We start from the raw sequence: 22,171 nt of genomic DNA on the forward strand, positions 1-22,171 counted from the left end.
CCTTTATTATTCCTTTATGTTTTGAGCATGCGCGCGTTTTTTGTTTTCTAAGACTTTATTAATGATGAGTTGCTGTAACACCGAAAGGATGTTGTTTGTGGTCCAATACAAGACTAACCCTGCAGGGAAAGTGATTAGAAAGATCGTGAATAATAGGGGCAAGAGTTTAAAAATCTTTGCTTGCATGGGATCGGTCATGGTGTTTGGCGTAACGCTCTGGTGCCAATACATAGACGCTCCCATAAGAAGCGGTAAAATAAAATACGGATCCATGATGGATAAATCATGGATCCATAAGATCCACTCTGAGCTTTTCAATTCCACAGCGTTATAAAGCACTCTATAAATCGCAAAAAATACCGGGATTTGTAAGATTAAGGGCAGACAGCCCCCTAGCGGGTTAGCCCCATGTTTTTTGTAAAGCTGCATCATGTGGGCTTGCAACTTTTGGGGCTCGCCCTTGTATTTTTCTTGGAGTTCTTTCATTTTAGGGGCTAATTCCTTGAGCTTTTGCATGCTCACCATGCCCTTATAGCTTAAGGGGTAAAGGATTAGGCGCACGATAATCGTTAAAAGAATGATTGCCCAACCCCAATTGCCCACAAATTGATACAAATAATCCAGTAAAACAAACACGCCTTTGGCAAAGAAGGTGATTAAGCCATACTCTATCACATCAGTGAGCATGGGTGAAATCGCTTTCAAAGAGCGGTAATCTTTAGGGCCAATATAGCCATGCAAATTCGCTTCATTTTTAAGGGAAATGAACCCTAAGGGGTTTTTAGTGCCGATTTCTGAATCGATTAAGGCTTCAAAACCTTGAGAATCTTTAGTGAAAAGCAAGGTGGTGAAATACCTATCCACGCTGGATAAAAAGAGGGTGTTAGAAAAGCGTTTGATTTCTTTAGCGTCTTTATCTTCAATTTTTTCAATTTTTTTGTCGTTGTTTTCTAAAAGCACTCCTGAAAAGGTGTAACTGTCTAAATCAGCCACCGGCCTGTAACCATTGGTGATCACATAGCTAGGGATAATATTATTGGGCGATTTGAATGCGATTTTTAAATCATAATGCAAATCATCATAGAAAGTCAGGGTTTTAATGATGCTAAGAGCGCCTAAATCTTGGGTTAAAACAAGCTGTTCGTTAGGCCCAAGGGTGGTTTTTGAAGTGCTATAAGGGGTGTTGAACGCTTTATTATTGAGCGTGGGGTCTAAAAAACGCACTTCTAAAGGCTTGAGTTTATCGGCTGCTAAAAGGGGGAGCTCTTTTAGGGGGGGTTGCGCGTTTTCTTTGGAGCTAAAAAGATGGCCCACATGCTCTAAAAAGCCCTTTTGTTTGGAGGTTAGGTATTTTTTATCCTTGAGATAAACCTGTTTGATACGCCCTAAAGAATCAATTTCAATTCTGGCATGCTCAAAAGAAATCGTGCTTAACAAATTCTCTTGGGGGATGGTTTGAGTGGCGTTAAAAGCGTTGGGCGCGTTAGGACTTGTTGTTGTGTGGTTGTTGGTTGTTTCTTGCTTTGTGGTTTCGGTTGTTGTTTTGTTTGGTTTTTGGAAAAAATAGCTATAAAGAGCGATAAACAAGAAAGAAAGAGCGATCGCTAAAATCAAGCGGAGATTATTATTGTTGTTTTTATCCATTGTGATTAAACCTTAATGATGTAGTAAGTTGTGTGGCTTTTTGTGGGAACGAGCCAAAAAGTGATGGTTTTAAAATTGCGATTGAAATCTTTATGAGATTGGAGTAGGCTAGGGCGTTTCAAGCGAGTGGTAGGGTAAGCAATGCCCCCAGAGCAAAAAGGGTTGCATGAGAGTATCCTTATAGCGATTTTACCCATAGCGATTAGGGGGTTTTCAAAACAGAGCAACCATAGGGCGTAGTTGGAGCAAGTGGGGTAAAACCGGCAACTTGAAAAAGTGAAAGCCGAAAAAAAGCGTTGGTAACCCCTAATTGATGCCGTAAGAATTGCGCTCAAAAAAGGCGTTTTATTGTTTCGCATGGGTATGAGTCATTCCTTTTTTCAAGTCTTTTAAGGCTTTGTTCATATAGTCTTTAATGGAAGTTAGCATTTCTAAAAAATGTTTTTCTAAAGCCCAAAAATCCAAATGATAACAATCGCTTTTAGGCACAAACACCAAAGCAAGCCCTTGACAAAGAGCGGCATGCCTTGTAACCAGTGATCGCAAACGGCGTTTGATGAGGTTTCGTTTCACGGCGTTGCCGACTTTTTTGGACACGCTCAAACCTAACAAACAAAGCGTATTTCGGTCTTTAAACCTGCAAGAGAGCGGATCTTTAAAGCCCTCTTTTTCTTTTGGTGGCTCTTTTGACAAATCCAAAACAAAGAGCGAAAAAAAAGGGTTATGTTTTTTAAAACCTTTTCTATAAACCCTATCAAACTCGCTCTTGTTTTTTAAAGAGTCATAGGGTTTAGACGGAAAGCTTTTTTCTGCCCTTAGCTCGTCTGGCATTAATCACCTTGCGCCCGTTTTTGGTTTTCATTCTCACAAGAAAGCCATGGGTTCGCTTTCTTGGTGTGTTATGTGGTTGGTAAGTGCGTTTCATTTAAAACTCCCTTGATAAAAATTAAACATAAGCGTAGATTTTAGCTAAAGAATGCTAAAAATTGACTAAAACTAATTTTTTTGATTCTTTTTATCTTCAACAAGAATGTAAAGTTGCTTCAGATTGTTCGTTTGCAATAAATCCACCACTTTGATAAAGTTATCCAAATTGCTTTTCTTATCGCCTTGCAAGACAATAGGGGTGTCTTTAGCCAAAGTGGAAACCTTGTGTTTTAAATTTTCAAAGCTGATTTCTTTATCGTCAAAATAAAAAGAACCCTTATTAGAAATGGCGATCGTAACTTGTTTCTTGTCCAACACGTCTTTAGAATCAGTGCTATCCTTATCCACTTGAGGAATGCTAATAGGAAGCTTTGAAGTTTGCACAAAAGACGCCGTTGTAAGCACGATCACTAACAACACAAGCATGATGTCAATGAAAGGCACCACATTCATGGATTCTACTTTTTTCACCGCTCAATCCTTAGGCTTTGCTATAAACCTCATGGGATTGCGTATCAACCGGATGGTGGAAAATATCCCATTTGGTAACTAAAATCTCGCTTTTTCTCACTAACAAGTTATAAATCACAATCGCAGGGATCGCTACCAATAACCCCATGCCGGTCGCTTTTAAAGCAAGGGCTAAATTAGTCATGATCGCCTTAGTGTCAATGCCAGAAGCTGAGCCTAAATCCATAAAGGTGAGCATGATCCCCATAACCGTTCCTAAAAGACCGATATAAGGGGCGTTTGAGCCAATCGTGGCCACTAAAGTCAGTCGTTTGTGCAAGGCTAGTTCTAATTTGCGCCTGTCTGTGTAGTCATCTACACGAAGAGTGGCAAAAAACCACAACCTTTCTATTGCGATCGCTATAACGATGACGGATAAGAAGATCAAAAACCCTATGATCCCATAATCTACCATTTCTTTCATTATTATCCTTTAAAGTGGTGTTTTAAATCAGCAAGAATTTCTTTATTAAGCGCTTTTTCTTTGAGACTTTGTCTTTTGTCGTGCAATCTTTTTCCTTTCACTAAAGCAATTTGGATTTTAGCTCTATTTTTTTGGTTAAAATACAATTTCAATCCTACGATACTCAAGCGTTCTTTAGACGCTTCCATTTGCCATTTCAATAACTGCTTTTTGTGTAAAAGCAACTTACGCTCTCGCCTTTCATTGGGCTTGTAATACGCATGGATTGTATCTAAATATGATATATGAACACCAAATAAAAAAGCTTCTCCTTTGATTATTTTAACAAAATTATCTTTTAAATTCACCCTAGTTTGCCTCAAAGCCTTCACTTCAGAGCCTAAAAGCGCTAATCCCGCTTCTAAAGTTTCCAAAATTTCATAATCAAAATAGGCTTTTTTATTGCTGGCAATGAGTTTCATTCGCTCCCTTTTGAGTATTTTTTAGCCTAAAAAACGCGCTCCCGCTCCCGCTAAAAAACCACTCCTTACTGAGTTGGCTTTCTATATCTTTGAGGGCAGGGTTAGCGCGTAAAGCCGGCTTTAAAAGATCGTTTAGTTCGCCTCTGTCATAAGTCTTTAGGCATTCCAAACTCGTTTTTTTAAGCCACTCTTTAGCTTGAGAAAAGCAAGTTTCAGGCTTATAAGCTTGATAAACGGCTTTGGTGCTGCAAGAAACATGATTTGGCGAATAGATTTCTAAGCGATCTTCTAAAGGCTCTTCTTCAAAATTTTCAATGACTTCGCCATAAGAAGTGGCGTTAGCGCTTTTGTATTGCGAGATGAAAAAATTGGTGTCCGCGCCCACTAAAGACCCCATAGTATAAAGTTCTTTTAAACTCAAACGACAATCAAACATTTGATTCAAATGATACAACAGCCCCCCAGCATCAGCGCTCCCACCGCCTAACCCGGCTTGAGTGGGGATATTTTTTTCCACTTCAATCGCTAGGGTGTCTAGGGATTTGATGACAGAATGAGAAAAATTTTTTGATTTTAAAAAATTTTTTAAAACTTGGAGGGCTTTAAAGAGCGAGTTTTCTTCTAAAGGGCAGTCAAAATCCCCTTTTAATGAGAAACATAAGGCGTTTTTAACGCTGATAATGTCTTTTAGCTTATTTTTGACTAAACACATGCGAGAAATAATCTTATGATAAGCCCCTTCTTTGTGAAGGATTTTTAAAAAAACATTGACTTTAGGATAAACCTCAAAAACATGCGTCAAGGCTTAATGACCTTTTTGATGTTTTCCAACAGGCTTTCATCTACGGACGCAGAAGCTTTTTGGTTTTCGCTCACAATGGTCTCTTTGAGTTCAGCGCGCAAAATAAGGGTGCTTTCAGGCGCTTCAAACCCCAAACGCACGCTCCCTCTATCTATGGAAATGACTTTAATGTGGATGTTATTATCAATAACAATCCCTTCATTAACTTTGCGGCTGAGTATGAGCATGTCTGAGTCTCTTGTTCCTTATAGAGAAGGGCTAAACACAACGCTCTCTATAATATCGCCCTGCTTGATCTTATCCAAAACGCTAAGACTTTCTACGCTAGTGATTTTGCCAAATACGGTGTGTTCGCCATCTAAATGGGGCAAATCCACAAAACACAAGAAAAACTGACTCCCTCCTGTGTCTCTTCCGGCATGCGCCATAGAGATAGAGCCTCTTTGGTGCTTGTTGGGGTTATGAGCCACTTCGCATTTGATGCGGTGCTCTGGCCCGCCTGTGCCTGTGCCATAAGGGCAACCTCCTTGAGCCACAAAGCCGGCGATCACACGATGGAAGTTAAGCCCGTTATAAAAGCCCTCTTTAGCCAAAGTTACAAAATTACTCACCGCTTGGGGCGCGTCTTTGTAAAAAAGCTCTAGAGTGATATTGCCTTTATTGGTTTTGATCGTAGCGTAAGCGGTTTTTGCAAGCTCTTCTTCTTTAATATCATAAGTTTTAATTGGTTTCATCATAAACCTTTGCGATAAGCTTTTGTCATTCAAATGTTCTATTATAGCAACAAATTAAAACAATTGGTATTTTAGCCGATAGTGTCGTAGGATGCTTTTGAAATTTAAGCGGTAAGTTGGATAATGGTGCGTTGGCATGAAAGATTAGCGGTTGGTTGTTGTATCGTTTTATTGTCATGCGTAATGAACGCTAACAATGTTAGTATCGTTAGAGACGATCCGCCCCTTGATCCAACACTCCCTGCATGGGTTTATTCTGTTGCGTTATTGAAAGTGTATTTTAGCGATGGGACTTATAAAGAAGGTTATGCGACTTTGCTCAAAAACGGGCGTTATATCGCTTCTTCTGAAACGCTCTATTCTAATGGCTTGTATCCTAAAATGATTTTAGCCAAAATGCAAGACAGCAGCGCTAAAGAGCTGATTTGCATAGCCAGCTTGCGCCTTGAGGCGATGGATAGGGATCAAGGGCTTTCGCTCTTAAAAACCGCCGATTTTAGAGATGATTATTGCCATAAAAGAGAAGAGAGCTATTATCATGCGAGGATTTATGCCAAATACGCTCAAACTTTTCATTCAAATCCTTATACCAATCAAAAAACGCCCAATTCCGATCTCTACTACCCGGCGTTGAATGAGGGGAATTCTTTTTCTATACAGACAACGGACATTTCTGTGGCTGAACTTTTAAAGTCTAAAAAATTCCTTTCGCTTGATAGTTCTTTTAAAAAGGGGAGCGTGTTGTGGGGAGGGAGGCCCTATTTTAGCGAGGTAGGGGAGTTTATGGGAATGGCTAGCAGCACTTTAGAAAACCAAGAAAGTTTGGTGATTATCCCTAAAGAAACGATCGCACGATTTTTAAGCGCTCTAAAAAATCAAAATATTTTCCCAAACATTCCATAAATTTAAGCAAACCTTAAGCTTTATATGACTATACTTTCATTTCCTTGTTTCAGCAAGGGCTTTTAAAAAGCCGCTTGATATCTTACAAGGATAGCTGTTTAAAGCAAACGATCTTTGAAAACTAAGCAAATTGATAGAAGTTCTTTTTAAAGGGATATTCTAAAGCAATAAGTAATGACTTGTCAAATAGAGTGAGGGTTTTTATAACTCCCATTCTTTGATAAGGAATGCTTATCCAACCTGCCAATTGATTTCATTGATTATGATGATTATATGATTATGATTGATGATTGAATGGCATGAGAGTATTTTAAGGTTAGCGTTTGGCTAAACCTTTTTAAAAAGTTTCTTTCTGTTTTGTTGTTGTAATACTTAAGAACACAACCCGTTTTATTCAATAAAGTATAAAACGAGTTCTTGTGATACGCTAAAGCTGTTGTTAGGAATAGCAACAGCCTATCAAAAAACAAAAAGAGCTTTAGGACAAACACTTTTATGGAGAGTTTGATCCTGGCTCAGAGTGAACGCTGGCGGCGTGCCTAATACATGCAAGTCGAACGATGAAGCTTCTAGCTTGCTAGAAGTGGATTAGTGGCGCACGGGTGAGTAACGCATAGGTCATGTGCCTCTTAGTTTGGGATAGCCATTGGAAACGATGATTAATACCAGATACTCCCTACGGGGGAAAGATTTATCGCTAAGAGATCAGCCTATGTCCTATCAGCTTGTTGGTAAGGTAATGGCTTACCAAGGCTATGACGGGTATCCGGCCTGAGAGGGTGAACGGACACACTGGAACTGAGACACGGTCCAGACTCCTACGGGAGGCAGCAGTAGGGAATATTGCTCAATGGGGGAAACCCTGAAGCAGCAACGCCGCGTGGAGGATGAAGGTTTTAGGATTGTAAACTCCTTTTGTTAGAGAAGATAATGACGGTATCTAACGAATAAGCACCGGCTAACTCCGTGCCAGCAGCCGCGGTAATACGGAGGGTGCAAGCGTTACTCGGAATCACTGGGCGTAAAGAGCGCGTAGGCGGGATAGTCAGTCAGGTGTGAAATCCTATGGCTTAACCATAGAACTGCATTTGAAACTACTATTCTAGAGTGTGGGAGAGGTAGGTGGAATTCTTGGTGTAGGGGTAAAATCCGTAGAGATCAAGAGGAATACTCATTGCGAAGGCGACCTGCTGGAACATTACTGACGCTGATTGCGCGAAAGCGTGGGGAGCAAACAGGATTAGATACCCTGGTAGTCCACGCCCTAAACGATGGATGCTAGTTGTTGGAGGGCTTAGTCTCTCCAGTAATGCAGCTAACGCATTAAGCATCCCGCCTGGGGAGTACGGTCGCAAGATTAAAACTCAAAGGAATAGACGGGGACCCGCACAAGCGGTGGAGCATGTGGTTTAATTCGAAGATACACGAAGAACCTTACCTAGGCTTGACATTGAGAGAATCCGCTAGAAATAGTGGAGTGTCTAGCTTGCTAGACCTTGAAAACAGGTGCTGCACGGCTGTCGTCAGCTCGTGTCGTGAGATGTTGGGTTAAGTCCCGCAACGAGCGCAACCCCCTTTCTTAGTTGCTAACAGGTCATGCTGAGAACTCTAAGGATACTGCCTCCGTAAGGAGGAGGAAGGTGGGGACGACGTCAAGTCATCATGGCCCTTACGCCTAGGGCTACACACGTGCTACAATGGGGTGCACAAAGAGAAGCAATACTGCGAAGTGGAGCCAATCTTCAAAACGCCTCTCAGTTCGGATTGTAGGCTGCAACTCGCCTGCATGAAGCTGGAATCGCTAGTAATCGCAAATCAGCCATGTTGCGGTGAATACGTTCCCGGGTCTTGTACTCACCGCCCGTCACACCATGGGAGTTGTGTTTGCCTTAAGTCAGGATGCTAAACTAGCTACTGCCCACGGCACACACAGCGACTGGGGTGAAGTCGTAACAAGGTAACCGTAGGTGAACCTGCGGTTGGATCACCTCCTTTCTAGAGAAAAGCTTTTAACATTCGCTTGTTAAAAGCCAAAGAGTATTACCTGACAAAAGGACTTCTTGTTGCTTAGTTTTGAAAGATTGAGCTTATTCTTTCTTTTTTAAATCTTGTTTTTTATTTGATTTTTGCTTAAACTTTTTAATTCTTGTTTGTTTTTAATATTTCTTGCTTATTTGTATTGGATTTCTTAAATCTTACTTCTTGTTTTTTTCCATTCTTATTTTTTACTTGTTGTGTTTTAATTCTTATGTTTTAATGTTTGGTTTCATGTTTTTAGTTTTTCTTGCTTCTTAACGTTTAGTGGGTTCGTTATTTTTAAGAGGGTTTAGTGGGGTTTGGTCGTTGGGTTTTATTTTCTTAAGCCTTATCTTTATCTTATCCTTCATTTCTTGCTTGTTTTGTTTCTTGCGTGTTAAGTTTTATTTTTTGTGAAATGCATATAAGGGAGTAGGGGTTATTCTTGATTTTTTAACGCCCTGTATTTCTAGGGTTTTAGGCGTTCAAGGATTTGGGTTGTAATTCCTTTCGAATCTAATTGAACAAGTTGTTGGCGTTCAAAATTGCGCACTTGAAAATCAATGCAATGCAATAACTCAAAAATAGTAAAATCGTTTTCATAGGGGACAACTAGGCACATGCCCGAATAATGGAATTGAGCGTAATAAATGCGCTGTAGGGTTTTAATAGGGGATTTTCATTATGTGGGTTGAGTTTGATAATACCTCCAAAAGCAATTGTTTTTATATTTTGTAAAATAACTTGTTCTAAAAAATAATTGAGGAGTGGCACTCTATGCGCCGATGCGGGTCTAGGGATAGATACCTTTTGTAATGCTAATGCAAGACTTCTTCCTATCGTATTGTTCTTTAAAACTTGCGCTTTTGGGACAACTTGCAACTGATCGATCATGATCTCCATTTCTTCATTTATAATGTAGTTTTTATGCGAAAGGCATTTTTTACCTTGTTTATTTTTTGTTGTTTGCGGGAACGCTAAGAAAAAGTCCTTGCTTTCATATTAAAGCCCTATTTTACTGAACTTATTGGATAAAACCTGCTTAAGTTGAATTGATCCCATTCTGTTATAAAATATAAAAAATCAAATCTTAAAGGAAAATCATGCAAGAAAATCAAATCACATGCCCCAAGTGTCAAACGCTCATTGATGTGAGGGAAGCGCTATACAAACAGATTGAATCAGAAAATCAAAGTCGGTTTTTAGCCCAGCAAAAAGAGTTTGAAAAAGAAGTGAATGAAAAAAGAGCGCAGTATCAAAGCTATTTCAAAAATTTGGAGCAAAAAGAAGAGGCCCTAAAAGAGCGAGAGAGGGAACAACAGACTCAATTTGATGAGGCGGTCAAACAAGCGAGCGCACTAGCCTTGCAAGATGAAAGGGCTAAAATCATTGAAGAAGCCAGGAAAAACGCTTTTTTAGAGCAGCAAAAGGGCTTGGAATTGTTGCAAAAAGAATTAGACGAGAAGTCCAAACAAGTCCAGGAATTGCACCAAAAAGAAGCGGAAATTGAAAGGCTCAAAAGAGAAAATAACGAAGCAGAGAGCCGATTGAAAGCGGAAAATGAAAAAAAATTGAATGAAAAATTGGATCTGGAAAGGGAAAAAATAGAAAAAGCCTTGCATGAAAAAAATGAATTGAAATTCAAGCAGCAAGAAGAGCAGTTAGAAATGTTAAGAAACGAGTTGAAAAACGCTCAAAGAAAGGCGGAGTTAAGCTCGCAGCAATTCCAAGGCGAGGTGCAAGAATTAGCGATTGAAGAGTTTTTAAGGCAAAAATTCCCCCTAGATAGTGTTGAAGAGATTAAAAAAGGGCAAAGAGGGGGCGATTGCATTCAAGTGGTGCATACTAGGGAATTTCAAAATTGCGGGAAAATTTATTATGAGAGCAAACGCACTAAAGAATTTCAAAAAGCTTGGGTGGAAAAACTTAAAAACGACATGCGAGAGATTGGGGCTGATGTGGGGGTCATTGTGAGTGAAGTGCTGCCTAAAGAGATGGAGAGGATGGGGTTATTTGATGGGGTGTGGGTGTGTTCGTTTGAAGAGTTTAAGGGGTTGAGTGCGGTGTTAAGAGAGGGGGTTATTCAAGTGAGTTTGGCTAAAAAAAGTCAGGAAAATAAGGGCGATAAAGTGAATCTGCTCTATCATTATTTGACAAGCTCTGAATTTTCTATGCAAGTGAATGCGATTATAGAGGGGTTTGAGCAATTGAGAGCGGATTTAGAAAGCGAAAAACGCGCGATGGCTAGGATTTGGAAAAGCAGGGAAAAACAAATTGACAAAGTGTTTGAGGGCACGATTAACATGTATGGCTCTATCAAGGGCATTGCGGGTAGTGCTATTGGGCAAGTGAAAGCGCTAGAGCTTGGGTATGATGAGGGGGATTTAGAGGATTAGTTTTAGTGGTGCGCTTTGAGGTAATATTATATTAGGAGAAAATATGGGCAATAAAGATCATAATAAAGGTTCAAGTTGGCATAAATGGGATTTGCATGTGCATACGCCATATACAAATTTAAATAAGGCGTATCAATGTTGTGAAGAGGAGTTTATACAAAAACTATGCGATAGCCAAATTGATTGTATTGGATTAACGAACTATTTTAAGTTTAATGAGAAAGAATTTGAATTAAAAGAAAAAATAGAAAAGAGAGGTATTAAGGTTTTTTATAATTTAGAAGTTAGGCTGGATTATCAAAATAAGGAAGATCAGTGTTTGGATTTCCATATTATTTTTTCAGATAAGGTTACACAACAAGAAATAGACAATTTTTTAAGGAATGCAGATGCCAGTGTTGGTGGAACTGAGAAAAAACTTGCAGATTTAGAAAAAGATGATTTTGATAAAGCGGTAGTTAATTTTGATCAATTGTTGGAATGTTTAGAAAAAGAGTCTTTAAAATTGAGAGGAAAGTATTTATTAGGGTTTTTATCAAGGGGGCATGGCAATTCTCGCAGTAGCAGTAATGATAAAAAAATAACTAATAAGTCGCATTTTTTAATCCACTCATCAGATGGTCAGCAAAATCTTAAAAAGGATAGAGAATTTTGGCTTGAATATAACAAACCTCTCTTACAGAGTAGCGATGCCCACAAAGAGGAGCAAATAGGGAAAAAATGCACTTGGATAAAAGCAGAAAAAACCTTTGAGGGGTTAAAACAAATTGTTTATGAGCCAAAAACAAGAGTGAGTATTGATGAAAATAAACCTCAAGATCCTTTGTATAAGATAGATTATGTGAGATTGCACTTTGATGGAGAGGTAAAAATCACCAATGAAAAAGGAGAGATTCCTTTTTGCTATGCAGGATTTAATGAAACGCTATTTTTTAGTCCGTATTTTACTTGCGTGATAGGAGGTAGAGGGAGCGGTAAAAGCACTTTGTTACAATTGATAGCATCAGCAATTAAAAATAAAAGTTTTGTTAAAGGCTTAGAGTTTGAAACTAAAAAATATATAGAGATACAGCCAGACATAGACATAGTGGATAGCGTAGAGTATTTAGCTCAAAATGAAGTGGAAGAATTTGCAACTAATGTTTCAAAATTCACAGAGGCTATTTTTAACAGAATGGACAGCAAGTCAAGTGGAAAACTTAAGGAGTTAGAAAAGCAAATTACAAAAGGCATTGAAAAGTTTGATGAGCAAATTGCATGTTGGCAAGAAAAGACCAAACTAGAAAAACAATTAAAAGAGAGCGAAAAAATAAGAAAGAAATACCAAAATATTATAAACACTTTTACAGATAAAGACTATTTGGACAAAAAAAGACAAATTGCAAAAACACGCGAAGTGCTAATTGATTTAAAACAATCCAAAGAGGGATTTTTGACTTTTATTAAAGAATTAAAACGGGTTGTGAATTTTGAATCAAAAGAAAACTTATGGAAGAAAAAATAGCTATGATAAGGCCTATAACCAACTCAAACAAGATATTTGTAAGGAACTTGAACAGATAGATATAAATATAAAAAACGGGTGTTTTAAAAGCGAAGATGAGAATATAATGACGCTAGAAACAGAACACGAAGCGTTGAGCCAAGAGATTGGGGAGTTTCTTAAAGAAAAAGGCGTGAGCGATGAAAATATAGGAGATATTAGAAACGCTAATTACCATTTGGCAAACGAAAAAATGAACATCGTTGATTTAGAGCGTGAAATAGAAGAGATCGCTAACAAAATAGAGGGTTTTTCTTATGGAGATATTGATGAAAATATTGAAGAGTTTAAAAATCAAATCAATGAGGAATTAAACAAAATCAATTCAGTTTTTGAAGAAATTTCAAAAAATCACAAGGAAGTGAAACCAATTACCATAGAATATCGTTTGAATGAAGATGTTTTTGAAGGGGTTTTTGAGGATTTTGATAAGTTGGTGGATAAGGGTTTTAATATCCAAAGACACCAATCAAAAATCAAGGAATATTTAAAAGGAATTGAATTAAAAGACATTATAGATGTGCAATGCGCAGAATTTATAGAAAAGCTTGATAGTCTAATTGAAAATAAAAAAGCGGCATTTTATGAAACCATGATGGATGTATTTAATAGAGAAATTCATTTTCAAATCTATCGGCTTCTCATTCTCAAACATTTAAGGAATGTTGAAAAATATAAAATTTTTGAAGTCCGTTATGACAAAAGAGCTTTAAATGAAACTTCCTTTGGGCAAAGATGCACTGCTGTATTGGTTGTCCTTTTATCTTTAGGGAATAACCCTATCATCATTGATGAGCCAGAAGCGCACTTGGATAGCGCTTTAATCGCTAAATACTTGGTTACTCTAATCAAAGAGCGGAAACAAGAAAGACAAATTATTTTTGCCACCCATAACGCTAATTTTGTTTTGAACGCTGATGCAGAGCTAATTATTCAGTTGAAAAATGAGAATAATAAGATAATCGCACAATCTTTTACGATTGAGAGCGATGGATATAGAGATGATTTATTGAAATTAGAGGGGGGCGAAGAAGCTTTTAAAAATAGAGAAAGAAAGTATAGTATTACAAAAGATAAAAATTAAGGGTTGGTAACATGCGCATTGTATTTATGGGAACGCCTGGTTTTGCTGAAGTGATCTTAAGGGCGTTGGTTGAAAATGAAGATAAAAAGATAGAAGTGGTGGGGCTATTCACTCAAAGGGACAAACCTTTTGGGCGCAAAAAAGAATTGAAAGCCCCAGAGACTAAAACATACATTTTAGAAAATCATTTAAATATCCCCATTTTCCAGCCACAAAGTTTGAAAGAGCCTGAAGTTCAAATTTTAAAGGATTTAAAGCCTGATTTTATCGTGGTGGTGGCTTATGGTAAGATTTTGCCTAAAGAGGTTTTAACCATCGCTCCTTGCATTAATGTGCATGCGTCGTTATTGCCCAAATACAGGGGGGCTTCGCCCATTCATGAGATGATACTCAATGACGATAGGATTTATGGCATAAGCACCATGCTTATGGATTTGGAATTGGATAGCGGGGATATTTTAGAAAGCGCTTCTTTTTTGAGAGAAGATTATTTGGATTTAGACGCTTTAAGTTTGAAATTAGCGCGCATGGGGGCGGATTTACTTCTTTCAACGCTCAAAAATTTCCCTTCCATCACAAGAAAGCCTCAAGATCACATGCAGGCTAGTTTTTGTAAAAAAATCACCAAAACTGATGGTTTAGTAGGTTTTAAAGACGCTAAAAGCTTGTTTTTAAAATCGCTTGCGTTTAAATCTTGGCCAGAAATCTTTTTAGAAAATAACCTCAAGCTTTTAGAAGTGGAGTTGGTGGAGAATGAAAAGAGCCACAAGGAAGGCGAGATTTTAGCAATTGATGAAAGAGGCGTTCTTGTAGGTTGTTTGAAAGGCAGCGTGCGTATAGCAAGGTTGCAAGCGGTGGGTAAGAAGCCTTTGAAAGCGAAGGATTATTTGAATGGCAAGCGTTTGAAAGTGGGCGGTATTTTGGCATGAGAAAATGTGAAAAAAGGGTTTTTGAGAGCCTGCCTTCCACGCAAATTTATCTTTTAGAAAAACTTAAAAGTAATGAACTCAAAGCCCCTGTTTTGATTGTGGCTAAAAACCAAAGCGCTGGGATAGGCAGTAGGGGGAATATTTGGGAGGGCGTGGAAAGCGCTTTGACTTTTTCACTCGCTTTAAACGCAAGCGATTTGCCTAAAGATTTGCCCATGCAAGCGAACGCTTTGTATTTGGGGTTTTTATTTAAAGAAGTTTTAAAAGAATTAGGCTCTCAAACCTGGCTTAAATGGCCTAACGATCTGTATTTAGGGGATCAAAAAATAGGGGGCGTGCTGGTTAATGTTTATAAGGGCATGCGGGTGTGTGGGATTGGTGTGAATAGGGTTTCAACAAAATGGGCATGTTTGGATATTGGTGCGAGCGATGATTGGATTATAGAGGGCTTTTTAAAAAAAATAGAAGAAAATTTTTTTTGGGGGGAAGTTTTAAGTAAGTATGCGTTAGAATTTCATAGAAGCAACTCTTTTAACTTCCATAATGATTGGGGCGAAGCGGTGAGTTTGAAAGATGCAAAGTTGTTAGAAGACGGCCGTATTTGTATTAAAGGTAAGATTTATGATAGGATGTGAGTATGATGAATGAAATCATTGCAGTGGCTAATCAAAAAGGGGGTGTGGGCAAAACGACAACAGCGGTTAATTTGGCGGCTTCTTTAGCAGCGCATGAAAAAAAAATCTTGTTGATTGATTTTGACCCGCAAGCCAACGCCACTTCAAGCTTGGGTTTTAGGCGCGATAAAATTGATTATGATATTTATCATGTGTTGATTGGCCGTAAGCAAATTTCTCAAGTGATCTTAAAAACCCAAATGCCTTTTTTGGATTTAGTGCCTTCTAATTTGGGTTTAGCCGGGTTTGAAAAAACCTTTTATGACAGCCAAGATGAGAATAAACGAGGCGAGCTCATGCTCAAAAACGCTTTAGGGAGCGTGGTAAAGCTTTATGATCATATTATTATTGACTCCCCGCCGGCTCTTGGGCCTCTTACGATCAATTCGCTTTCAGCAGCCCATTCGGTGATCATTCCTATCCAATGCGAATTTTTTGCCCTTGAAGGCACTAAATTGTTGCTTAACACCATTAGAATGCTGCAAAAAAGCACGAACCCTAAGCTCAAAATCAGAGGTTTTTTACCCACAATGCATGTCCCTCAACTCAATTTGACAAAAGGGGTTTTAGCGGAATTGTTTAAGTATTTTGACTCAGAGTTTTTTAGAGATTCAGCTACAGGAGAGTATATTATGATCCCTAAAAGCGTGAAACTAGCAGAATCGCCTAGCTTTGGTAAGCCCATTTTGCTCTATGATATTAAATCTAATGGCAGTATCGCTTATCAAAAATTAGCTCAAAGCATTCTTCAAGGGTAGCATATGGCAAAAAATAAAGTGTTGGGTAGGGGTTTAGCGGATATTTTCCCTGAAATTAATGAAGTGTATGAGCAAGGGCTGTATGAAAGAGCGAATCGGGTTGTGGAGCTTGATATTGATGAGGTGATGCCCAATCCTTACCAGCCCAGAAAAATCTTTAGCGAAGAGTCCTTAGAAGAATTAGCACAATCCATTAAAGAACATGGTTTGTTGCAACCGGTTTTAGTGGTGAGTGAGAACGGGCGTTATCATTTGATCGCAGGCGAAAGGCGCCTAAGAGCGAGCAAATTGGCTAAAATGCCTACGATTAAAGCGATTGTTGTGGATATTGAGCAAGAAAAAATGCGTGAAGTGGCGTTGATTGAAAATATCCAACGAGAAGATTTAAATCCCCTAGAGTTGGCTAGATCGTATAAAGAATTGCTTGAAAGCTATCAAATGACTCAAGAAGAGCTGTCTAAAATCGTTAAAAAATCCCGAGCCCATGTGGCTAATATCATGCGTTTATTGACGCTTTCTTCTAAAGTTCAAAACGCTCTTTTAGAAGAAAAAATCACTTCAGGGCATGCGAAAGTCTTGGTGGGCTTGGAGGAAGAAAAACAAGAATTGATCTTAAGTTCCATTATAGGGCAGAAACTCAGCGTGCGCCAGACAGAAGATTTAGCGCGTGATTTTAAAATAAACGCAAATTTTGACAATAAAAAACATGGTTTCAAGCAAACCCAAACGCTCATCGCTGAAGATGAATTAGAGCGTTTTAATCAAAGTTTGTGGGATCGTTACAAGCTTAAAGCGGCTTTGAAAGGGAATAAAATAGTTTTACGATGTTATAAAAATTCTCTTTTAGAGGCTTTTATGAAAAAAATGATGTCTTAATGCTTAGATATTCTCAATTTTTAAGCGATTTTTTGTTAAGATAGAGTTAATGTTTTTATAACAAGTGCGAGTTTTAAATATTTTTAGGATGAAAGAAATAGGTCATGAATATATCGGTTAACCCCTATTTAATGGCGGTCGTTTTTGTAGTGTTTGTGTTGTTGTTGTGGGCGATGAACGTTTGGGTGTATAGGCCTTTGTTGGCTTTTATGGATAACAGACAGGCAGAGATAAAGGACAGCTTGGCTAAAATCAAAACGGATAACACCCAAAGCGTGGAGATTGGCCATCAAATTGAGACTCTTCTTAAAGAAGCCGCTGAAAAGCGCAGGGAAATGCTAGCAGAAGCGATTCAAAAAGCTACAGAGTCTTATGATGCGGTGATCAAGCAAAAAGAGAACGAACTCAATCAAGAGTTTGAAGCGTTCGCAAAGCAATTACAAAATGAAAAACAAATCTTAAAAGAGCAATTGCAAGCGCAAATGCCGGTATTTGAAGACGAGTTAAACAAGCGTGTGGCTATGGGTTTAGGGAGTTGATGGATGTTTTTAGTTAAAATGGTGTTAGGGTTTTTGATCCTTTTAAGCCCTTTGTGCGCTACTGGATTGGATATTTCACAAACAGACATTATAGAGCGATCTTTAAATTTTCTCTTGTTTGTGGGGATTTTGTGGTATTTTTTGGCTAAAAGATTGCGTTCATTTTTGCATTCCAAAAGCCTTGAAATCTCCAAACGCTTAGAAGAGATTCAAGCCCAACTCAAAGTGAGTAAAGAACATAAGAAAAAACTCTTAAAAGAATTAGAGCAAGCCAAAGAAAAAGCTGAATTGATTATTTCTGATGCGAATAAAGAAGCCTACACGATCACGCAAAAATACGAATTGCAAACCAAAATAGATGTGGAAAATTTGATCAAAAATTCTAAGGCGTTGATGGATTTAGAAGTTAAAAAGATCAAAAGAGAGTTGGTTGAAAGCGTTTTTAAAGATCTAAGAGAGAGCAAAAAAGTCTCTTTCAATGCACAAGATTGCGTGAATATTTTGAAACAAAGGCTTTAAATGCAAGATTTAAAAGTGATCTCTAAGCATTACGCTAAGGCGTTGAAAAACCACACTAAAGGCGATCTAGCGTTATTGGAAGAAATCGTTGTAGGGCTTAAAAATGTAGCAGAAGCCATAAAATTACACAAACTCAACCAGGTGTTAGCCCATGTTTCTTTAAAAGTTAAAAAAGAGGTTGTATTTGAAATCTTAGAAAAAATAACTCCCACAAAAGCATGTTCAGTTTTAAAGCCTGTAATGGAAATAGTGTTAAAAAATAACCGGCTTGATATGTTGGAATTAGTCGCTGAAGAGCTGTCTTTTGATTCTAAAAGGACTTTAGAAGCCACGCTTTTAGTCCCGCAAAAGCTTGAAAATAAGGAACTAGAAGAAGTGCGACAAAAGTTGCAAGCATGTTTTAACGCCCCTGTAGAAATCGCTCAAGACACTTGGTCTAAAAAAGGGGTTTCTTTGAGCGTTTCAAGCCTGGATTTAGAAATAGGCTTTTCTAAAGAAGATATTTTAAAAAAAATAGAAAAACAAGTTATTCAATCTATTTAATCAATTTAAGGAGATAAAGATAATGTCCCAACTAAAATTGGAAGAAATCAGCTCGGTCATTGAAGAAAAAATCAAGAATTTTGAACTTGATTGCGATATGGCTGAAGTAGGAAAAGTCGTTTCGTATGCGGATGGTGTGGCTAAGGTTTATGGCTTAAATGGTGTGATGTCGTATGAAGTGCTGGAGTTTGAAACAGGGGATAAGGGCGTTGCGGCTAACTTAGAAGAAGATAGCGTTGGCGTGATTGTGTTTGGCTTTGGCAACAATATTAAAGAGGGGACTAGCGTTAAACGCACGAAGAGTTTGATGAAGGTTCCTGTTGGCGATGCGGTTGTAGGGCGCGTGTTGAACGCTTTGGGTGAGCCTATTGATGGCAAGGGTGAGATAGAAACGAATGAGTTCAGTCTCATCGAGCAAAAAGCCCCGGGCATTATGGACAGAAAATCTGTGCATGAACCTTTGCAAACAGGCATTAAGGCCATTGATGCGTTAGTGCCTATTGGGCGCGGGCAAAGGGAATTGATCATTGGGGATAAACAAACCGGTAAAACCACTGTAGCGATCGATGCGATCATCAACCAAAAAGGGCAAAATGTGATCTGTATCTATGTGGCTATTGGCCAAAAAGAATCCACCGTTGCACAAGTGGTCCGCAAATTAGAAGAATACGGAGCGATGGAATACAGCGTCGTGATCAACGCTTCGGCTTCAGATTCAGCTGCGATGCAATATTTAGCCCCTTATGCGGGTGTGGCTATGGGGGAATACTTTAGAGATCATGTCCGCCATGCCCTAATCGTTTATGATGATTTGAGTAAGCATGCTGTCGCTTACAGAGAGATTTCTTTGATTTTGAGAAGACCCCCAGGCAGGGAGGCTTTTCCTGGAGATGTGTTTTATATCCACTCACGGCTTTTAGAAAGAGCGGCTAAACTTTGCGATGAAAAGGGTGCGGGATCTTTGACCGCGCTCCCTATTGTGGAAACTCAAGCGGGCGATGTTTCAGCTTATATCCCTACAAATATCATTTCTATTACAGACGGGCAAATTTTCTTAGAAACGGATTTGTTTTATTCAGGGATCCGCCCGGCTATTAATGTGGGCTTGTCGGTTTCAAGGGTTGGAGGGGCCGCTCAAATCAAAGCGACCAAGCAGGTTTCAGGGACTTTACGCCTGGATTTAGCGCAATACAGAGAGTTGCAAGCCTTCACGCAGTTCGCTTCTGATTTAGATGAAGCGAGTAAAAAGCAATTAGAAAGGGGGCAACGCATGGTGGAAGTGCTCAAACAAGCCCCTTATTCGCCCTTACCGATTGAAAAGCAAGTGGTCATTATTTATGCTGGGGCTAAGGGCTTTTTAGACAGCGTGAGCGTGAAAAAAGTCGTGGATTTTGAAGAACAACTGCACCCTTTCTTGGAAGCAAAATACCCCCAAGTTTTAGAAGAAATCCACACTAAAAAAGCGTTAGATAAGGATTTAGAAGCCATGCTAAAAAAAGTTTTAGAGGAATTTAAGCTCACTTATAGCGAGTAGGAGACGGCTAGAATATGGCGAATTTAAGAGACATTAGAAAGAAAATTGGAAGCGTTAAAAACACGCAAAAGATCACGCATGCGATGAAACTCGTTTCCACTTCCAAGCTAAGAAAAGCCGAAGAAGTTGCAAGAAATTCCAGAGCGTATGCGCTAAAACTAGACGCCGTGTTTGATGATGTGTTATCCAAGATGAGAAATCAAGGGATTGAAGACATTCAAAGCAAGTATTTTAGGGAATTAGAAAGACTTGAAATCAAAAAAGTGGATATTATTTTCATCACAGCCGATAAGGGGCTTTGCGGGGGTTTTAACACCAATACCATTAAAAAGGTTTTAGCATGCACGAATGAATACAAAGCTAAAGACATTAAGGTGCGTTTGCGCGGTATTGGTAAAAAGGGTAATGAGTATTTTAGCTTTAATGAGATAGAGGTTTTAGACAAGATCAATAATTTAAGCTCTATGCCTAATTATGAACGCGCGCAAGAGTTCATGAAAAAAGTGGTAGAGGATTATTTGAGCGGGAAAACCGATAAGGTGATTATCATTCATAATGGCTTTAAAAACATGATCAGCCAAGAAATAAGAGTGAAAACGATTTTACCTATTGGATATAAAATCATCCACCAAAACCCCCAGCCTAGTGAGACGCAAGAGACCATTACCAGTGAGCCAAGCGGGAGCGAAGATGAAATTTTAGACTCTTTGGCAGAAAAATATGTGGAGTATAGTTTATACTACGCTTTGATTGATTCTTTAGCCGCAGAGCATAGCGCTAGAATGCAGGCTATGGATACAGCGACGAATAACGCTAAGGATTTGGTTAAAACTTTAACCATTTCTTATAATAAAGCCAGACAAGAGGCGATTACGACCGAGCTAGTGGAAATCAATGCTGGCGTAGAAGCCCTAAAATAAAAATTACATTAATAAGGAGCGATGAAAGCGATGGAAGGCAAAATCATTCAGGTTTTAGGCCCTGTGGTAGATGTGGAATTTGAATCCTATCTACCGGCGATTTTTGAAGCGTTAGACATTAATTTTGAAGTCAATGGCGTTCAAAAATCTTTAGTTTTAGAGGTGGCGGCCCATTTGGGCGGTAATCGGGTGCGAGCGATTGCTATGGATATGACAGAAGGCTTGGTGCGTAACCAGATCGTCAAAGCTCGTGGCAAAATGATTGAAGTGCCTGTGGGTGAAGAAGTGTTGGGGCGTATTTTTAATGTTGTAGGCGAGAGCATTGACAATTTAGAGCCGCTTAAGCCGTCCTTGACTTGGCCCATTCACAGGAAAGCCCCTAGTTTTGAGCAACAAAGCACTAAGACAGAAATGTTTGAAACCGGTATCAAAGTCATTGATTTGCTCGCGCCTTATTCTAAGGGCGGTAAAGTAGGCTTGTTTGGCGGGGCTGGCGTGGGGAAAACGGTGATCATTATGGAGCTTATCCACAATGTGGCTTATAAGCATAACGGGTATTCGGTGTTTGCAGGTGTGGGGGAGCGTACCAGAGAAGGGAATGATCTGTATTTTGAAATGAAAGAAGGGGGCGTTTTAGACAAAGTCGCGCTGTGCTATGGGCAAATGAATGAGCCACCAGGCGCTAGGAATCGCATCGCATTCACCGGCTTGACGATGGCGGAGTATTTCCGTGATGAAAAGGGATTAGACGTGTTGATGTTCATTGACAACATCTTTAGATACGCTCAAAGCGGTGCGGAAATGAGCGCGCTATTAGGCCGTATCCCTTCAGCCGTGGGGTATCAGCCCACGCTAGCCGGGGAAATGGGGAAACTTCAAGAGCGTATTGCTTCCACTAAAAATGGCTCTATCACTTCCGTTCAAGCGGTGTATGTGCCGGCCGATGACTTAACTGACCCAGCTCCTGCTTCGGTGTTCGCGCATTTGGATGCGACTACGGTATTGAACAGAAAGATCGCTGAAAAAGGGATTTATCCTGCAGTTGATCCTTTGGATTCCACTTCAAGGATTTTAAGCCCTCAAATGATTGGCGAGAAGCACTATGAAATCGCCACCGGTATCCAGCAAGTTTTGCAAAAATACAAGGATTTGCAAGACATTATTGCGATTTTGGGATTGGACGAATTGAGCGAAGAGGATAAAAAAACGGTTGAAAGGGCCAGAAAAATTGAGAAGTTTTTATCCCAGCCGTTTTTTGTGGCTGAAGTGTTTACGGGAAGTCCCGGTAAGTATGTGACTCTCCAAGAGACTTTAGAGGGCTTTGGAGGGATTTTAGAGGGTAAATACGATCATATTCCTGAAAACGCGTTTTACATGGTGGGCAGCATTCAAGAGGTTTTAGAAAAAGCTAAAAACATGAAAAATTCCTAAGGGT

The 22,171-nt window shown here is 39.1% G+C and carries 23 protein-coding genes, 1 rRNA gene and 1 pseudogene; 14 read left to right on the forward strand and 11 right to left on the reverse strand.

Annotated elements, in window-relative coordinates; all coding sequences use genetic code 11:
- Window positions 1-6: 6 nt before the first annotated feature.
- The 10 genes from yidC to CS889_RS07185 form a co-directional block, all read right to left on the reverse strand.
- Window positions 7-1,644: a membrane protein insertase YidC gene (gene yidC / locus CS889_RS07140; protein ID WP_089087257.1), complete on the reverse strand. Its 1,638-nt coding sequence runs from the start codon at window positions 1,642-1,644 to the stop codon at window positions 7-9.
- Window positions 1,645-1,649: 5 nt separating this feature from the next.
- Window positions 1,650-2,003: a membrane protein insertion efficiency factor YidD gene (gene yidD, locus CS889_RS07145; protein ID WP_001245534.1), complete on the reverse strand. Its 354-nt coding sequence runs from the start codon at window positions 2,001-2,003 to the stop codon at window positions 1,650-1,652.
- Window positions 1,990-2,475, reverse strand: coding sequence for a ribonuclease P protein component (gene rnpA, locus CS889_RS07150; RefSeq protein ID WP_001112495.1), 486 nt, complete (start codon window positions 2,473-2,475; stop codon window positions 1,990-1,992). The genes yidD and rnpA overlap by 14 nt, the downstream gene beginning before the upstream one ends.
- The gene (rpmH, locus tag CS889_RS07155; protein WP_001847286.1) at window positions 2,435-2,569 is read right to left on the reverse strand and encodes a 50S ribosomal protein L34; all 135 of its coding nucleotides are present in this window, start codon (window positions 2,567-2,569) and stop codon (window positions 2,435-2,437) included. The genes rnpA and rpmH overlap by 41 nt, the downstream gene beginning before the upstream one ends.
- Before the next feature lie 71 nt (window positions 2,570-2,640).
- The gene (locus CS889_RS07160) at window positions 2,641-3,042 is read right to left on the reverse strand and encodes an ExbD/TolR family protein (protein ID WP_000755082.1); all 402 of its coding nucleotides are present in this window, start codon (window positions 3,040-3,042) and stop codon (window positions 2,641-2,643) included.
- 10 nt (window positions 3,043-3,052) lie between these two features.
- Window positions 3,053-3,505: a TonB-system energizer ExbB gene (gene exbB / locus CS889_RS07165; RefSeq protein WP_000661842.1), complete on the reverse strand. Its 453-nt coding sequence runs from the start codon at window positions 3,503-3,505 to the stop codon at window positions 3,053-3,055.
- 2 nt (window positions 3,506-3,507) lie between these two features.
- Window positions 3,508-3,966 (reverse strand): SsrA-binding protein, encoded by a 459-nt coding sequence (gene smpB, locus CS889_RS07170; RefSeq protein WP_000766484.1) that lies wholly within the window; start codon window positions 3,964-3,966, stop codon window positions 3,508-3,510.
- Window positions 3,944-4,768, reverse strand: a complete 825-nt coding sequence (locus CS889_RS07175) for a 4-(cytidine 5'-diphospho)-2-C-methyl-D-erythritol kinase (RefSeq protein ID WP_089087258.1) — start codon at window positions 4,766-4,768, stop codon at window positions 3,944-3,946. The genes smpB and CS889_RS07175 overlap by 23 nt, the downstream gene beginning before the upstream one ends.
- On the reverse strand, window positions 4,765-4,995 hold the full coding sequence (locus tag CS889_RS07180; protein WP_089087259.1) for a carbon storage regulator: 231 nt from the start codon (window positions 4,993-4,995) through the stop codon (window positions 4,765-4,767). The genes CS889_RS07175 and CS889_RS07180 overlap by 4 nt, the downstream gene beginning before the upstream one ends.
- 18 nt (window positions 4,996-5,013) lie before the next feature.
- On the reverse strand, window positions 5,014-5,502 hold the full coding sequence (locus tag CS889_RS07185; RefSeq protein ID WP_172825138.1) for a peptidylprolyl isomerase: 489 nt from the start codon (window positions 5,500-5,502) through the stop codon (window positions 5,014-5,016).
- A gap of 123 nt (window positions 5,503-5,625) precedes the next feature.
- Between CS889_RS07185 and CS889_RS07190 the strand changes: the two genes are divergently transcribed.
- Both CS889_RS07190 and CS889_RS07200 read left to right on the forward strand, forming a co-directional pair.
- Window positions 5,626-6,405 (forward strand): hypothetical protein, encoded by a 780-nt coding sequence (locus CS889_RS07190; protein ID WP_089087261.1) that lies wholly within the window; start codon window positions 5,626-5,628, stop codon window positions 6,403-6,405.
- A gap of 492 nt (window positions 6,406-6,897) precedes the next feature.
- Window positions 6,898-8,400 (forward strand): 16S ribosomal RNA (locus CS889_RS07200).
- Between the two features lie 633 nt (window positions 8,401-9,033).
- Here CS889_RS07200 and CS889_RS07205 read toward each other — a convergent pair.
- The gene (locus CS889_RS07205) at window positions 9,034-9,324 is read right to left on the reverse strand and encodes a hypothetical protein (RefSeq protein WP_089087262.1); all 291 of its coding nucleotides are present in this window, start codon (window positions 9,322-9,324) and stop codon (window positions 9,034-9,036) included.
- A gap of 200 nt (window positions 9,325-9,524) precedes the next feature.
- On the opposite strand from CS889_RS07205, the gene CS889_RS07210 reads away from it, so the two are divergent.
- From CS889_RS07210 to atpD, 12 genes and pseudogenes are all read left to right on the forward strand, one after another.
- Complete coding sequence (locus CS889_RS07210; RefSeq protein ID WP_089087263.1) at window positions 9,525-10,817, forward strand: DUF2130 domain-containing protein; 1,293 nt, start codon at window positions 9,525-9,527, stop codon at window positions 10,815-10,817.
- 43 nt (window positions 10,818-10,860) lie between these two features.
- Window positions 10,861-13,444: pseudogene (locus CS889_RS07215) on the forward strand (TrlF family AAA-like ATPase).
- A gap of 11 nt (window positions 13,445-13,455) precedes the next feature.
- A complete protein-coding gene (fmt, locus tag CS889_RS07220; RefSeq protein ID WP_089087264.1) occupies window positions 13,456-14,373 on the forward strand; it encodes a methionyl-tRNA formyltransferase in 918 nt (305 codons plus the stop codon).
- A complete protein-coding gene (locus CS889_RS07225; RefSeq protein WP_089087265.1) occupies window positions 14,370-15,008 on the forward strand; it encodes a biotin--[acetyl-CoA-carboxylase] ligase in 639 nt (212 codons plus the stop codon). The genes fmt and CS889_RS07225 overlap by 4 nt, the downstream gene beginning before the upstream one ends.
- Window positions 15,009-15,013: 5 nt before the next feature.
- Window positions 15,014-15,805 carry a chromosome partitioning ATPase Soj gene (soj, locus tag CS889_RS07230; protein WP_231899389.1) on the forward strand — a complete coding sequence of 264 codons (792 nt, stop codon included), beginning with the start codon at window positions 15,014-15,016 and terminating at the stop codon, window positions 15,803-15,805.
- A gap of 3 nt (window positions 15,806-15,808) precedes the next feature.
- A complete protein-coding gene (locus CS889_RS07235) occupies window positions 15,809-16,681 on the forward strand; it encodes a ParB/RepB/Spo0J family partition protein (RefSeq protein WP_089087267.1) in 873 nt (290 codons plus the stop codon).
- Window positions 16,682-16,785: 104 nt separating this feature from the next.
- Window positions 16,786-17,220, forward strand: coding sequence for a FoF1 ATP synthase subunit B' (locus CS889_RS07240; protein ID WP_001027631.1), 435 nt, complete (start codon window positions 16,786-16,788; stop codon window positions 17,218-17,220).
- A 3-nt stretch (window positions 17,221-17,223) separates the two neighbouring features.
- On the forward strand, window positions 17,224-17,739 hold the full coding sequence (locus CS889_RS07245) for a F0F1 ATP synthase subunit B (protein WP_000480458.1): 516 nt from the start codon (window positions 17,224-17,226) through the stop codon (window positions 17,737-17,739).
- A complete protein-coding gene (locus tag CS889_RS07250; protein WP_089087268.1) occupies window positions 17,740-18,282 on the forward strand; it encodes a F0F1 ATP synthase subunit delta in 543 nt (180 codons plus the stop codon).
- A 22-nt stretch (window positions 18,283-18,304) separates the two neighbouring features.
- Window positions 18,305-19,816, forward strand: coding sequence for a F0F1 ATP synthase subunit alpha (gene atpA, locus CS889_RS07255; RefSeq protein WP_089087269.1), 1,512 nt, complete (start codon window positions 18,305-18,307; stop codon window positions 19,814-19,816).
- 14 nt (window positions 19,817-19,830) lie between these two features.
- Complete coding sequence (gene atpG / locus CS889_RS07260) at window positions 19,831-20,736, forward strand: ATP synthase F1 subunit gamma (protein WP_089087270.1); 906 nt, start codon at window positions 19,831-19,833, stop codon at window positions 20,734-20,736.
- A 30-nt stretch (window positions 20,737-20,766) separates the two neighbouring features.
- Window positions 20,767-22,167, forward strand: coding sequence for a F0F1 ATP synthase subunit beta (atpD, locus tag CS889_RS07265; RefSeq protein ID WP_001881791.1), 1,401 nt, complete (start codon window positions 20,767-20,769; stop codon window positions 22,165-22,167).
- Window positions 22,168-22,171: the final 4 nt, after the last annotated feature.

This window comes from Helicobacter pylori (genome assembly GCF_900120335.1).
In the GTDB taxonomy this organism is placed as follows: Bacteria; Campylobacterota; Campylobacteria; order Campylobacterales; family Helicobacteraceae; genus Helicobacter; species Helicobacter pylori_BU.